This window comes from Arthrobacter sp. ZGTC212 (genome assembly GCF_002929255.1).
GTDB lineage: Bacteria > Actinomycetota > Actinomycetes > Actinomycetales > Micrococcaceae > Arthrobacter_B > Arthrobacter_B sunyaminii.
In genome coordinates, this window is the sequence record NZ_PJIJ01000001.1 from 1,265,735 (window position 1) to 1,280,024 (window position 14,290).

The window sequence follows — 14,290 nt, forward strand, 5'->3', positions numbered from 1 at the left end:
TATGCATGCGAGTGATTCCGCTGCCCTGCCCCGCGCTGCGTCAGTGCCTGCGCCGGGAGCGGTAACCGGAGCGGTGGCCGCCGGTCAGGACGTGACCGTGCGGGTTCCCGCCACCAGCGCCAATCTGGGCCCGGGCTTTGACAGCCTGGGCCTGGCCGTCGGCCTGTATGACACCGTGCGCGTGCGCACGTCCGCTCAGCCGGGCACCACGGTGCGCATCACCGGTGAGGGCGCCGGAACGCTGCCCACCGATGACACGCACCTGGTAGTCCGGACCATCAGGGAAACCGTGGAGTCCGCAGGGTTCTCCCTGCCCGGACTGCAGCTGGACGCGGAAAACGTCATCCCCCACGGCCGGGGGCTGGGCTCTTCGGCGTCGGCCATTGTTTCCGGTGTGCTGGCCGGCAACGCCCTGCTGCCTCGGGAGCACCGGCTGGATGCAGCTGCGCTGCTGGACCTGTGTTCCCGGTTGGAAGGCCACCCGGACAATGTGGCCCCGGCGCTGGCCGGCGGCTTGGCGATTTCCTGGGAAGAAGAGGGGATCTTCCGCTCTGTCAGCGCACCGGTGCACGGCGACATCATCCCCGTTGCCGCGGTGCCGGCCACTGAACTCTCCACTGAGAGCGCCCGCGGGCTGCTTCCCGCGCAGGTCCCGCATCCGGCCGCCGCTGCCAACTCGGGACGGGCTGCCCTGCTGATTCATGCCCTCGCCGCGGAACCCTCCCTGCTGCCGGCGGGAACAGTGGATTTCCTGCATCAGGACTACCGCGCTTCGGCCATGGAGCCCAGCGCGGCACTGATGCGGCACCTGCGTGAACACGGCATCGCCGCCGTCATTTCCGGTGCGGGCCCCACGGTCATGGCTCTGGCCAACGGCGAGGACCAGGCACAGCGGGCCGAGCATCTGATTGGCCGGCATCTTGCGGACGCTAAAACTGCTCATTTGTGGCGTGTTTTGCGGCTGAGTGTTGATCGTGATGGTGCTAGAGTGGAAGAGCACCAGCGGTACTAACCGTCATTTGTGCTCCCGCATCCAGGCCGTCCATACTTGGACCGCACTGAGTATTTGTTGAAAACTCGCTGTCAGGGGCATACTGTCCAAGCATCGTGTTTGAATACTCTTATTCAACTGCGGAAGCGCAATCCCCGGTGCAGCCTTCGGGTACTGCCAAGAAAAGGTCAGTTCCCTTGAATGCCGCGTAGTTCGGCAGCAAAGCTGACCAAACTCCTGTGGATTTCTTTCCAAGAGGCACCCAGTAGATTCGCCGTTGCCCGGCTCTTGCCGGAACCGGCGAACCCTGCCCCCCATGTCTGACCATAGGGGGACCAGGATCAAATCATCCGCGGCCGGCACTGCGCCGGACCGCCCGACGAGGGGGAAGGATCCTTCGTGACCGATACCACTGACCTGACAACAGGTGTGGACTCAGCTACCGCCGGAACCAACGGCGAAGCGACTTCAAAAAGCTCCGGACTGGCTGGCCTTAAGCTCGCCCAGCTTCAGGCGCTTGCCGGCCAGCTGGGCATTACCGGCGGATCCCGCATGCGCAAGGGAGATCTCGTAACTGCGATCTCCAACCACCAGCGGGGCGGCGCAGTTGCCGACCGGCCGGTCCGCGGTGCCAAGACCGAGACTGCGCAGGCCGACGTTGCCACAGCAGGTTCCGCAGCCCCGGCTGCCGCTGAGGCCCCGGCCGCAGAGCAGGCAGCCCCCGAGCGTCCGGCGCGGACCCGCAACCGCAACCGCCGCGCTGCCAGTGACGGAGTAGTCACTGCGCCTGCCGCCGAGGCACCCGCCCGGACCGCAGCTGAGCCCGCACAGGCTGAGGCTCCGCGGGAGGAAAACTCCCGCGAGGAGACTCCGCGCGAAGAGCAGCCGCAGCGCGAGCGCAGCAACCGCCGTTCACGCAGCCGCCGTGCGGACAGCGACGGCACCTCCGAGAACGGCCGTGCCGACAACAGCAAGGCCGAGCAGCCGAATGCCGATTCTGCGCCGTCCAATGCCGCAGAGAACGGTGCGGGCGCCCCGGCGAACAACAGCGCCTCTGAGGACCGCCGCGAGAACAACCGCAGCGACAGCCGTGAGAACAAGCGTGACAATAACCGCGAGAACAACCGCGGCGACCGGAATGAGCGCGAGAACAACCGCGGCGACCGGAATGAGCGCGACAACAGCCGCAGTGACAACCGTGACAACAATCGCAGCGACAGCCGCGACAACAATCGCAGCGACAGCCGCGACAATGACAATGAGGAGAACGGGCGCGGGCGCAACCGCCGCAACCGCAACCGCAACGACCGGAATGACCGCAACGATCGCAGCGACCGGAACGACCGTTTCCGCGACCGCAACGAGCGCCGCCGCAACCGGAACCAGAACCCGGACGTCGACGACGTCGAGGTCACTGACGACGACGTCCTGCTGCCCGTAGCCGGCATCCTGGACGTCCTGGAGAACTACGCGTTTGTCCGCACCTCCGGTTACCTGCCGGGCCCGAACGACGTCTACGTGTCCCTGGCCCAGGTCAAGAAGTACAACCTGCGCAAGGGCGACGCCGTTGTCGGTGCCATCCGCGCACCGCGCGAAGGCGAGAACCAGGGCGGCAACCAGCGTCAGAAGTTCAACGCACTGGTTCGCCTGACCTCGGTCAACGGCAAGCCCGCCGAGGACAACAAGGACCGCGTGGAGTTCTCCAAGCTGGTTCCCCTGTACCCCTCCGAGCGCCTGCGCCTGGAGACCTCCGCCAAGGTGATCGGCCCGCGTGTCATCGACCTCGTGGCTCCGATCGGCAAGGGCCAGCGCGGCCTGATCGTCTCCCCGCCGAAGGCCGGTAAGACCCTCATCCTGCAGGCAATCGCCAACGCCATCACGATCAACAATCCTGAGGTCCACCTCATGATGGTTCTCGTGGACGAGCGTCCCGAAGAAGTCACGGACATGCAGCGCACGGTGAAGGGCGAGGTTATTGCCTCCACCTTCGACCGTCCCGCCGATGACCACACCACGGTTGCCGAACTCGCCATCGAGCGGGCCAAGCGCCTCGTGGAAATGGGCAACGACGTCGTCGTCCTCCTGGACTCCATGACCCGCCTGGGCCGTGCCTACAACCTGGCCGCTCCGGCGTCGGGCCGTATCCTGTCCGGCGGTGTCGACTCCTCGGCGCTGTACCCGCCCAAGCGTTTCTTCGGTGCTGCCCGCAACATCGAAAACGGCGGTTCGCTGACCATCCTGGCCACGGCCCTGGTGGAAACCGGATCCAAGATGGACGAGGTGATCTTCGAGGAATTCAAGGGCACCGGCAACATGGAACTGCGCCTGTCCCGCAACCTCGCGGACAAGCGCATCTTCCCGGCCGTGGACGTCAACGCGTCCGGTACCCGCCGCGAAGAGAACCTGCTTTCCCCTGATGAAGTCAAGATCATGTGGAAGCTGCGCCGCGTCCTGTCCGGTCTGGACACGCAGCAGGCTCTGGAACTGCTCACCGGAAAGATCCGTGAGACGCAGTCCAACGTTGAGTTCCTGATGCAGGTCCAGCAGACCACCCTGGGCACCAAGGACAACTAGCTGCCTTACCAAGCCGCTCATATTCCGGCCTCCGCCTTCCGCGGACGGACCGGAGTCTGGGCGGCTTGGCAGTTAACGCGCAGGTCCCGAAGTCCAGGCACAGGTCCGGAGGCCGGGCACGGATAAACTGCTGTTGGGCAGTCGAAAATCTCCGCCGTGAAATTGCCATGGAACCGTCCGCTTTGGGCCGGTTCCAACCATCGAAAGAGGAATGTAAAAGATGTTTGAGTCCATACAGGGTCTGTTGGATGAGCACGCAGAGCTGCAGCTGCGGCTTTCCGATCCCGCAGTGCATGCGGATCAGGGCCTGGCCCGGCGGCTCGGGCGGCGTTATGCCGAGCTCAGCCGCATCGTGGACGCCTACAACAAGTGGCACGCCCTCGAGGACGACCTCGCAGCAGCGTCTGAAATGGCAGCGGAGGATCCGGAGTTCGCTGCCGAGGTTCCCGTGCTGAAGGAACAGCTGGATGAGGCACAGGAAACCCTGCGCCGCCTGCTGATTCCGCGCGACCCCAATGACGGCCGCGACGTCATCATCGAGGTCAAGGGCGGTGAAGGCGGCGATGAAGCAGCACTGTTCGCCGGTGACCTGCTGCGCATGTACACCCGTTATGCCGAGCACCGCGGCTGGCGCACCGAGATCATCTCCGCCACCGAGTCCGATCTGGGCGGCTACAAGGATGTCTCCATGGCCATCAAGGGCAACTCCAATGACCCGGCCGAGGGCGTCTACGCCCGCCTGAAGTACGAGGGCGGCGTGCACCGCGTCCAGCGTGTCCCGGTCACCGAATCCCAGGGCCGCATCCACACCTCGGCGGCAGGTGTGCTGGTGCTGCCCGAGGTGGACGAGCCCGAAGAAGTCGAGATCAACCAGAACGACCTGAAGATCGACGTCTACCGTTCCTCCGGCCCCGGCGGACAGTCCGTGAACACCACCGACTCCGCCGTGCGCATCACCCACCTTCCCACCGGAATTGTGGTGGCCATGCAGAACGAGAAATCGCAGCTGCAGAACCGCGAAGCCGCCATGCGCGTGCTCCGTTCCCGCATCCTGGCCCACGAGCAGGAAAAGATCGACGCCGCCAACTCGGACATCCGCAAGTCGCAGATCCGCACCATGGACCGTTCCGAGCGCATCCGCACGTACAACTACCCGGAAAACCGGATCGTGGATCACCGCACCGGCTACAAGGCCTACAACCTGGACACCGTCCTGAACGGCGAGCTGGAGGCCGTGGTGCAGGCTGCCATCGAAATGGATGAACAGGCCCGCCTGGACGCCATCGGTGACGAGAACTAAGTAAGCCGATGGAATCCACCACCCTGGCAGCGGCTTTGCGTGAGGCAACAGCCACTCTGGCCGCAGCCGGGGTGCCCACTCCGGCCGTGGACGCCGAACTGCTGGCCGCACATTTGCTGGGGGAGTCCCGCGGCAGGGTGAAGGCGCTGGCCTTCACCGATGCACCGGTCCCGGCAGGATATGCCGAGCTGGTGGCCGAGCGGGCCTCCCGCGTGCCGCTGCAGCACCTGACGGGTTCCGCGTCCTTCCGCTACCTCGAGCTGAAGGTCGGGCCCGGGGTCTTCGTCCCCCGGCCCGAGACGGAAACGGTGGCCCAGCTGGCCATCGACCATGCCCGTGCCGTTCTTGCTGCCGGGAAGCCTGCGGTTCGGGCAGTGGACCTTGGCACCGGTTCCGGTGCCATTGCCGCCGCCCTGGCCACCGAAGTTCCGGATGCTGAGGTATCCGCCGTCGAGCTGAGCCCGCTGGCCCTGGCCTGGGCGAGCCAAAACCTCGAACCGCTGGGAGTCCGCCTCCTGCATGCGGACCTGCGGACCGCTCTGGCGGATGAAAACGGCAGCTTTGACGTGGTGGTGTCCAACCCGCCGTACGTCCCCGCCGATGCTGTACCCAATGAACCGGAAGCCGCCGAGCATGATCCGGCCATGGCACTTTACGGCGGCGGGCAAGACGGACTTGAACTGCCGCTGGCCGCTGCCGCCTCCGCTGCCCGGCTGCTGCTTCCGGACGGGTACTTTGTCATGGAACACGCCGAAGTCCAGGCCGAGCGGATTGCTGCGCTGCTGTCGGCCGAAGCCTGCTGGCGCGCCGTTGCCACGCACACTGATCTAAACGGACGTCCGCGGGCAACCTCCGCCGTGCGGACTTCGTCCCCCGGCTGAAACCCACTGACCCCCAACATCAACCAGATGTACTGATCCCAAGGAAACAAGGAAACCCGTGACTACCACTTACGACTGCACTGATCCGCAGAGCCGAAGCGAGGGCCTGGCCAAGGCCCAGCAGGCTGTGGCCGCCAAGCAGTGCGTGGTCCTGCCAACCGACACCGTGTACGGCATCGGGGCAGACGCCTTTTCACCCCAGGCCGTGGCTACCCTGCTGGCATCGAAAGGCCGGGGCCGTTCCATGCCGCCGCCCGTGCTGATTCCGAGGATGCAGACCATGGATGGGCTGGCAGTGGATGTTTCCGAGGACGCGCGGGCGCTGGCCCAGGCCTTCTGGCCCGGCGGGCTGACGTTGATTTTCCATGCACAGCCCTCGCTGACCTGGGACCTCGGCGACACCATGGGCACTGTTGCGCTGCGGATGCCCGATGACCCCATTGCGCTGGAACTGCTGAACCTCACCGGGCCGCTGGCAGTCTCATCGGCTAACCGCACCGGCAACCCTGCGGCTCAGACTGCCGCGCAGGCCCGCGAACAGCTGGCCGAGTCCGTGGAGGTTTATCTGGAGGCCGGCCCCCGGCCGGAACACGGTGAGGCCGGAGTGCCGTCAACCATCGTCGATGCCACATCCGACACCCTGCGCGTGGTCCGGCAGGGCGCCATCAGCCTGGAACGGTTGCAGGAAGTCGTGCCGGGAGTTCAGGGGCAGTCAGCAGACGCAGCCTAAGGCGCATGACCGCTGCACTCGGCGGGATGCGGGCGGCTGGGGGGGCCGGATGCCGGGAGCCGGCGGGCTAGTGGTTTGCCGGTTCCCGGACCTGCACAGAGCGCAGGACTTCCTGCACCCGGGGCTCGGGAACGTTGCCGCTCGCTTCGGCCCAGCCGGGAACCTGCCGCTGGCCGAACCACATCATTTCCAGGCGGCGCAGGGGACCGTGCAGCCGCTCGCCCGCGAGGGCAGAGAGCCGGTAGCCGCTCCAGAGCGCGCTGCGGCACAGCCATTGAGGCAGCCGCAGCGGCTTCCTGCCGCCCGCCGCCTCCAGCACTCCTGCCACCGTGGCATGCTCCCACGGCTGCAGGACGACGGCGGGAACACGGCCCGCGTGCAGTCCCACGGTGCGGATGAACTGCACAAGTGAATCCACTGAACTGACCGGGGAAGGCGCCGTTCCCTCGCCCGCGACGGTGGCGAGCGGAGAGGCGGCCAAACGGGCAAGACTGACCGTTGTGGGCCGCTGCGGTCCCTGAACAGAGGTGGCCCGGATGGTCACGACGCCGCAGGCACCGGCAGACCGTGCCGCCAGACCGCGTTCGCCCAGGGCCTTGGACCGGGAATAGGCGGAAAACGGCTGGACGTAGCTGGTTTCGTCCAGGAACGGACGGTGTCCCTGCACGGCAGCGCTGCTCAGGTGGACGAAGCGGCGAACTCCGGCCGCGTCTGCAGCATCGGCAACAACCAGCGGCAGCAGCGCATTGGCCCCGCGGAGCGCGGGGGAGTCTGTTCCTCCCGGCGTGGCGAGGCCGGCCGCGTTGATGATGACGTCCGCGCCGGCAAAGGCGTCCGCGAGTTCCGTCCGCACTGCAGCGAGTGCGGAAGCTTCCTCAAGCAGCCCCGCTGCGTCCTCGGCGGCTGACTCGAGCCGGGGAGCTGCAACGGCGCGCACGGTAAGTCCGGCGGCACGCAGTGATTCGCATACGGCGCTGCCGATAAAACCGGAGGATCCGAGCACGGCCCAAACAGCCGACGTCGTCGGCTCGGCTGCGCTGGCGTTCTGTACTGCGGGATGGTGCGGAGAAATGTCGTGCGTCAAACCTGGTGTTTCCGATCGTTGGACGGGGCCGGATCAAGCGGCGGCATGGGCTGCCAAGATCCATCGTGCAGGATCAACCGGCTTTCCCGCCAACCGCGCCACAGGCTCGGCGCCCCGGCAACCCGGTGCTCCACGGCAAGCAGCCGCAGAATCTCCTTGCCGGCAGTCAGCAGCGTTCCCAGCGCAAACCCAAGGCGGTTGTACCGCCCGTGCGCCCGCAGATACTGGCCCGTGTGGCCGCGGTTGCGCATGGAATAGAAGCGGCTGAGATCACTTGAATCGTTCAAATGCCGGATGCCCAGATCGATCTGCTTCTGCGGACGGACCTTCTGCAGCACAAAGTCATTGACGTAGACCACGTCCGTCAGGCGCGAGGCAAGCCAGCCGTAGATCTCGTCGTCGCCGTTGATGAAGTACCGCTCGTCGGGAAGCCCGATGCTGCGCACGAGATCAGCCGAAATCAGCATGCCCTCAAAGCAGCCCACGTTAGTTGTGAAAGCTGCACTGTCCCGGAAGACATTGCCGCGGACCGGAATATGGATACCCAGGAACGGGAGGAACCGGTGCTGCCAGAAGAACGGGTTGCCGGCCTCGTCCAGGCGCCTGCCGTGGATGCACCCGTACGTTCCGGTCCACTTGCGAAGCGCCGTCACGGCACCCGGGAGGACAACGACGTCGTCGTCCATTAACCACAGCCAAGACGCACCTTCGCTGAGGGCATGCTCTACGCCGGCGGAGAATCCCCCGGCGCCGCCGGCGTTGACAGGCAGCCGCACGTTGATTAGCGGGATGGCGAGCCGGGAGGCAGCGGCGGTGATGACGTCCTGGGTGTCATCGGTGCTGGCGTTGTCCACCACGACAATCCGCTCCGGTGCCGGTTCCAGGGCGGCCACGGAATCCAGCAGTCCGCGCAAATATCCGGAACGGTTGAAAGTGGCGATGACCAGGGTCAGTTCATCGGCAGAGGAGGGCGTTGCGGGGGAGGGCACCTCGGGGCGGGCCATGTCAGAAGCCGAAGTCCGACGGCGGTCCGAAGCGGCGTCCGCGCATCCCGGCCGCGTAGGCACGCAGCCAGGCGGCGAAGCCCCGCGGATCGCGGGTCTTGGCGAAGTGGACGGGATAGCCCACCGCGTCAGCGGCGAAGGAGCGCAGCCGCTTGTATTTCCATGTCAGGTGACCGCGGTTGCGGTAGAAATAAAACTGTTTGAAGGCATTTTCGGGAACCAGCACGTGCAGCCGTTCACCGGCAACCTGCTGCACTTCGGCCCACGCCGCCGGGTGGGTCAGGGCTACGGAGGTCACGGTTCCGAACCGGATTCCGGCGCGCCGCAGCCGGATCATGAAATCGGTCTCATCCCCGCGGATGAACAGGCGCAGATCCGGGAGGCCCACACGGAAAAATACGTCGGCGCGGATCAGTGCACCGTTGAAGAAATGCCCGACGTCGGGGATGAAGCCCAGCTTCTCCACCTGCGCGCGGTCATGGGTCAGCTTGCCGTCCAACCGGAAGTGGAAGGACAGGGTATCAGGGTGCCCGGGAGCCACGACCAGCGGAAGGACCACGTCCATGTGGTGCTTCTGAGCGGCCTCAAGCAGGGCGGCGAGGCAGTTCGGATCCTCCGGATGTGCGTCGTCGTCCATAATCCAGATCCAGTCCGCCCCGGAAGCCATGGCGGTAAGGATGGCCAGCGAAAAACCGCCGGCGCCCCCAAGGTTTGTGTTGGACCGAACGTACGTAACGGGCGCGGACGAAGCTTCAGCGATATCCTGAACCGGCGTCTTCCCTGAATCCACCAAGGCCACCGAGGTAATGTTGGCGCTCTGGGCAGCCAGTGAGTCCAGCAGAGTGGACACATCGTCGGGGCGGTCGAACGTTACTGCTGCTACGGCCACGGAGTCCGGCAAAATGATCCTTTCGAGGCAACCCGGATGAGCGGCCCAAGCCGAACGGAGCAGGGTGTGCAGTTAGAATGCTGATGAGATTCCAGTCTATTACACCGGATTCTTCCGAACAGTGTTGCAATCACCGAGAAGAGAACCGGGGAACTACCCGTTGAGGATTATGAGGCAGACAAGCACGGACGAGAGCGGTCCTTTCCGCGGCGAAAGGCCCGCCCTGTGGCTGTGGACGCAGTACATTCTGGACTCTCTGGCCTGGATCGTGGCCATCGTCCTGGCGCTGGTGCTGCGGTACGAGCTCACGGTGGACCAGATCAATCCCGGGGGTGTCGCCGTCTTCTGCGGCGTGGCCGTGCTGGTGCAGCTGATCGTGGGTTACTCCTTCGCGCTTTACCGCGGCAGGTACAGCTTCGGAAGCTTCCACGAGATGCGGCTGCTGGCCATCGTCACGCTGGTTGTCTCCGCCATACTCGTCATCGTCAGTGCGCTCTTTGGCCTGGCCATCGACATTCCCCGCAGCACCGGCATGATCGCCTTCCCGTTTGCCTGCCTGTTCATGGCCGCCATCCGCTACCTCAAGCGGATGTATGTCGAGGGCAAGGCGCGTCCGGGCGACGAGGCCCAGCGGACGCTGGTGTACGGCGCCGGTTTCCTGGGCAGTTCCCTCGTGACGCGGATGATGAAGGACCCGGATTCGCCTTACTATCCAGTTGGCCTGATCGACGATGATCCGGCGAAAAAGCACCTCCGGCTGTCCACCGTGCCCGTGCTGGGACGGCTGCAGGACCTGCGCGAGGTTGTCCAGCGCACCCGCGCCTCCATTCTGATCATTGCTATCGCCGACGTCGAAGCCCGCCAGGTGCGCGAGGTCACCGACCATGCTGAGGGCTTGAACCTCCGGGTACTGGTATTGCCGCCGCTGAAGGACATGCTGAGCAAGGGCGCCGGTGCCGGCCTCACCGATTTCCGCGAGGTTGCCGTTGAGGACCTGATCGGCCGCCGTCCCGTGGATATCCATGTGGAGGAGGTGGCCGGCTACCTCACCGGCCGCAAGGTCCTGGTGACCGGAGCGGGCGGATCCATCGGTTCCGAGCTGTGCCGCCAGATCACCGCCTTTGATCCGGCCGAGCTGATTATGGTGGACCGCGACGAAACCGGGCTGCAGCTCACCCAGCTGTCCATCACCGGACACGGCCTGCTGAACGGCAGGGACACCGTCCTGGCGGACATCCGCGATCCCGCAGCGCTGGAGCAGATATTCACCGAACGCCGTCCCGACGTCGTGTTTCATGCCGCAGCGCTTAAGCATGTTTCCCTGCTGGAGCAGTATCCGCAGGAAGCCTGGAAGACCAATGTGCTGGGAACCGCCAACGTCCTGCGGGCCGCCAAGAAGGCCAAGGTCAAGTACTTCGTCAACATCTCCACGGACAAAGCAGCCAACCCCACCACGGTGCTGGGGCACTCCAAGCGAGTGGCCGAGAAACTCACCGCCTGGATGGCGCACAGCACCCAGGACCGCTACGTGTCGGTGCGGTTCGGCAACGTGATCGGCAGCCGGGGTTCCATGCTGCCCCTGTTCACCGAGCAGATCCGGCAGGGCGGGCCGCTGACCGTGACCGATCCGGAAGTCACCCGGTTCTTCATGACCATCCCCGAAGCCTGCCAGCTGGTGATCCAGGCCGGGGCCATCGGCCGCGGCGGAGAAGTCCTGATCCTGGACATGGGGGAGCCGGTGAAGATCCTCGACGTCGCAAAACGGATGATCGCCATGTCCGGCAAGGACATAGAGATTGTGTTCACAGGGCTTCGCCAGGGCGAAAAGATGCACGAAATCCTGGTGGGCACCGGTGAAGATGACTCCCGTCCGCTGCATCCCAAGATTTCCCATACTGCGGTGGATGAACTGAACCCGTCGGACCTGAAATTCGAAGACTGGCTGCACAAGTGCGGTGTGGATTCGCACGGTGAAATCCTGCCCCCGGTCACGGAAATCGGAGGCGCGGTTCCCGGCGAACGCACTGCCCGCCGCCCCCGCAGCGACGGAACAGCGAAACGGCGGACCGGCTAATGCTCCTTGCCCTGTGCATTGGGGCGGCCTTCCTCGCAAGCCTGCTGCTGCCCTTCCTCTTCATACCTTTCCTGCGCCGCCTTGGCGTCCTGGACATCCCCAACGAGCGCTCCTCGCACAGCAAGGTCATCATCCGCGGCGTGGGAGTCACCATCGCCGCGGGTGTCTTGCTGGGCACGGGCCTATCCCTGCTGACCGGACTGGTTGCCATTGACCGGTCCATCATGGCGATCCTGATGGCCGTTATCGCCGCAGCGTCACTCCTGGGCTGGGTCGAAGACTTCCGCGGCCTGTCGGTCCGGGTCCGGGCCGGACTTCAGCTGCTCCTTGGCATCTTGGGAACCACCGCACTTGTCTGGACCATGGAGCAAAGCTACTGGTGGGTTCCGGTGGGGGCACTTGCCATTGCCGCCTACATCAACGTCGCCAACTTCATGGACGGCGTCAACGGGATCTCCGGGCTGCACGGCATCGCCGTCGGCGTCCTCTACGCCGTTGCCGGCCAGCTCAATGACCACGTGTGGATGACGGTGGCCGGCGCCGTCACCGCTGCCGCTTTTGCAGCGTTCCTGCCGTGGAACCTGGGCCGCGGTTCGGTGTTCATGGGCGACGTCGGCAGCTACCTGCTGGGTGCCTGCATTTCCGGAATTGCGGTTGCCGCCTTCCTGGCCGGGGTTCCGGTGGAATATCTCCTCTTCCCGATCCTCATTTATCTCGCTGACACCTTCTCTACCCTCCTGCTGCGCATCAGCCGGGGTGAACGCTGGTATGCCGCGCACCGCCAGCATGTCTACCAGCGGCTGACCGACGTTGGTCTCAGCCATCTCCAGTCCGCCGGCGTGGTGACCGCCTGCACCCTGCTGACCGGGGGAGCGGGCCTCGTTCTCGCCGAAGCGGAGGATGTGCCCAAGATTGCGCTGACGCTCTTTGCCGCCGCCGTAGTGGTGTTTTACCTATTCTCTCCGAAGGTCTTCGGCCGGCGGCGCGCCCGGGTGTGAGCGTATGTGACGCCTCCCGGGCGGAGGCGACTTCTATGTGCTGTAGAATTTCAAGAGTCGCGAAGAATACGCGGCACAAATTCCCGCCCCAGCCCGAAGGATGTCTAAAGTTATGAGCCCCGCAGACGGTGCCCAGACTGGACGTCCCCTTGTCGCTTCAGGGCCCACCCTGAATCCGTGGCTGCGCATCTTCCGCACCGCGATGATGTGGACCGGCCTGGTTGCCGCAGTCCTTATCGTTGCGTCCCTGGTCGCAGACGGGACCGCAGGTGTCGGCAGCGTGCTGTTTGGCTGGGCCCTCGTCATTGCTTTCAGCGGCGTCAGCCTGCTGATTGTCCATGTGGTGGGCCGGGACAACCCGCACGGCGCGATGGCCATGTTTGCGCTCATCTACATCGTCAAAGTGGCTGTTTTTGCTGCGGTGCTGCTTCTGATCGGCAGGCCGGCCTGGCTTGAGGCAACGTGGTTCTTTACCGCTGCGCTTCTGACCGTGGTGGTATGGCAGGTTGCGGAAATCCGTGCCTTCTCCCGGATTCGTTTCCAGCTGTACGACGACAATGCGGGGGAAGAAACATCAGTCAAAGGGAAAATGGATGCCTGAAAAGCCTGATTACGATCCCGAAAACACGTACGACTCCGGCATGCGCGTCTTCAGCTACATCATTGGCGGGATCGTCGCCTGGGGTTTGATAGGGTGGTTTTTGGACAATCTGTTCGAGACTCAGTGGTTGGTGCTCGTCGGTATCCTTTTTGGAGCAGCCGCCGGATTCTATCTGACCAAAGTCCACGGCCTGACCGGAAGCAAACCTGCGAAAGCCAGCGTCGGCCATCCAGCCCACAACCGTGAAGAAGCCGAACAGTAATGCCACAGTTTTTAGAGCGGGCAACCAGTATTGCCCCGATTCACACGCCCGATGAAGGACACAGCAGAGAGGAAACGCGTTGATCGCGCTTGCACTCCCGGCCACTAATGAAGGTGGATTCGTTCCGCCGGCCATTGAAGAAATGCACCTCCCTGAGATTTTCCCGTGGGGCGCGGACTACGGCACCGGTGTCGGCAAGCAGATGCTGCTGGTCGTCCTCTCGGTCATCATCATTGCCGTTATCTTTGTTCGAGCTTCCCGGAAGGGGCAGCTGGTGCCGGGACGCCTGCAGTTCCTGGGTGAATTCGGTTACGGATTCGTCCGCAACGGCATCGCCAAGGATGTGATCGGCGAGCGGGACTTCCTCAAGTTCGTCCCCTTCCTCTTCGCGCTGTTCTTCTTCATCATCGTCAACAACATTTACGGTGCCATTCCGTTCATTCAGTTGCCGAGCTTCTCCCACCCGGGCGGTGCTTACCTGCTGGCCGCGATCGTGTACTTCACATGGATCGGTGTTGGCATCAAGAAGCACGGAATGAAGTACTTCGTGAAGGCCACAGTGCCCTCGGGCGTGCCGTGGTACATCCTCCCCGTTCTGGTTCCCATTGAGATCATCTCCAATTTCCTGGTCCGGCCGATCACGCACAGCCTGCGTTTGTTCGCCACCATGATGTCCGGGCACTTGATTGTCATGCTTGCCGGCGCCGGCATTGAATACCTCCTGGTTCTCCAGGACAACATCATCCTCCAGGCCTCGTCTGTCCTGGTGCTGGTTGGCGGCATCGCCATGTACATGCTTGAAGCACTGATCATGGTGCTCCAGGCCTACGTTTTCACCCTGCTTACCGCCATCTACATCCAGGGCGCACTGGCAGACGATCACTAAGCTTCCCCTCCGGGAT

12 protein-coding genes and 1 pseudogene are annotated in these 14,290 nt (G+C 64.4%); 10 read left to right on the forward strand and 3 right to left on the reverse strand.

All coding sequences use genetic code 11. The features are described from left to right. The first annotated feature begins 1 nt into the window (after nucleotide 1). The 5 genes and pseudogenes from thrB to CXQ89_RS06150 form a co-directional block, all read left to right on the forward strand. Nucleotides 2-1,012: a homoserine kinase gene (gene thrB / locus CXQ89_RS06130; RefSeq protein WP_104160578.1), complete on the forward strand. Its 1,011-nt coding sequence runs from the start codon at nucleotides 2-4 to the stop codon at nucleotides 1,010-1,012. A gap of 378 nt (nucleotides 1,013-1,390) precedes the next feature. Further along, complete coding sequence (gene rho / locus CXQ89_RS06135) at nucleotides 1,391-3,565, forward strand: transcription termination factor Rho (RefSeq protein ID WP_104160579.1); 2,175 nt, start codon at nucleotides 1,391-1,393, stop codon at nucleotides 3,563-3,565. 220 nt (nucleotides 3,566-3,785) lie between these two features. After that, complete coding sequence (gene prfA, locus CXQ89_RS06140; protein WP_104052465.1) at nucleotides 3,786-4,865, forward strand: peptide chain release factor 1; 1,080 nt, start codon at nucleotides 3,786-3,788, stop codon at nucleotides 4,863-4,865. Between the two features lie 8 nt (nucleotides 4,866-4,873). After that, entirely contained in the window at nucleotides 4,874-5,746 is an 873-nt protein-coding gene (prmC, locus tag CXQ89_RS06145; RefSeq protein WP_104160580.1) for a peptide chain release factor N(5)-glutamine methyltransferase, read from the forward strand. A 58-nt stretch (nucleotides 5,747-5,804) separates the two neighbouring features. Further along, nucleotides 5,805-6,455: pseudogene (locus CXQ89_RS06150) on the forward strand (L-threonylcarbamoyladenylate synthase); the annotation flags it as partial. 88 nt (nucleotides 6,456-6,543) lie between these two features. Here the strand turns inward: CXQ89_RS06150 and CXQ89_RS06155 are convergent. From CXQ89_RS06155 to CXQ89_RS06165, 3 genes are read right to left on the reverse strand one after another with little or no spacing between them, the layout of a single operon-like run. Next, nucleotides 6,544-7,560 (reverse strand): NAD(P)-dependent oxidoreductase, encoded by a 1,017-nt coding sequence (locus CXQ89_RS06155; RefSeq protein ID WP_258059896.1) that lies wholly within the window; start codon nucleotides 7,558-7,560, stop codon nucleotides 6,544-6,546. Continuing rightward, complete coding sequence (locus tag CXQ89_RS06160; RefSeq protein WP_104160581.1) at nucleotides 7,557-8,564, reverse strand: glycosyltransferase; 1,008 nt, start codon at nucleotides 8,562-8,564, stop codon at nucleotides 7,557-7,559. The genes CXQ89_RS06155 and CXQ89_RS06160 overlap by 4 nt, the downstream gene beginning before the upstream one ends. A 1-nt stretch (nucleotide 8,565) precedes the next feature. Next, complete coding sequence (locus CXQ89_RS06165) at nucleotides 8,566-9,465, reverse strand: glycosyltransferase (protein ID WP_104052461.1); 900 nt, start codon at nucleotides 9,463-9,465, stop codon at nucleotides 8,566-8,568. A 157-nt stretch (nucleotides 9,466-9,622) separates the two neighbouring features. On the opposite strand from CXQ89_RS06165, the gene CXQ89_RS06170 reads away from it, so the two are divergent. From CXQ89_RS06170 to atpB, 5 genes are all read left to right on the forward strand, one after another. Next, nucleotides 9,623-11,527 (forward strand): nucleoside-diphosphate sugar epimerase/dehydratase, encoded by a 1,905-nt coding sequence (locus CXQ89_RS06170; RefSeq protein WP_104052460.1) that lies wholly within the window; start codon nucleotides 9,623-9,625, stop codon nucleotides 11,525-11,527. After that, nucleotides 11,527-12,525, forward strand: a complete 999-nt coding sequence (locus tag CXQ89_RS06175) for a UDP-phosphate glycosyltransferase (protein ID WP_104160582.1) — start codon at nucleotides 11,527-11,529, stop codon at nucleotides 12,523-12,525. The genes CXQ89_RS06170 and CXQ89_RS06175 overlap by 1 nt, the downstream gene beginning before the upstream one ends. 112 nt (nucleotides 12,526-12,637) lie before the next feature. Further along, entirely contained in the window at nucleotides 12,638-13,126 is a 489-nt protein-coding gene (locus tag CXQ89_RS06180; RefSeq protein WP_237687160.1) for a hypothetical protein, read from the forward strand. Next, nucleotides 13,119-13,388 carry an AtpZ/AtpI family protein gene (locus CXQ89_RS06185; RefSeq protein WP_237687161.1) on the forward strand — a complete coding sequence of 90 codons (270 nt, stop codon included), beginning with the start codon at nucleotides 13,119-13,121 and terminating at the stop codon, nucleotides 13,386-13,388. The genes CXQ89_RS06180 and CXQ89_RS06185 overlap by 8 nt, the downstream gene beginning before the upstream one ends. A gap of 79 nt (nucleotides 13,389-13,467) precedes the next feature. Further along, entirely contained in the window at nucleotides 13,468-14,274 is an 807-nt protein-coding gene (gene atpB, locus CXQ89_RS06190) for a F0F1 ATP synthase subunit A (protein WP_104052456.1), read from the forward strand. Nucleotides 14,275-14,290: the final 16 nt, after the last annotated feature.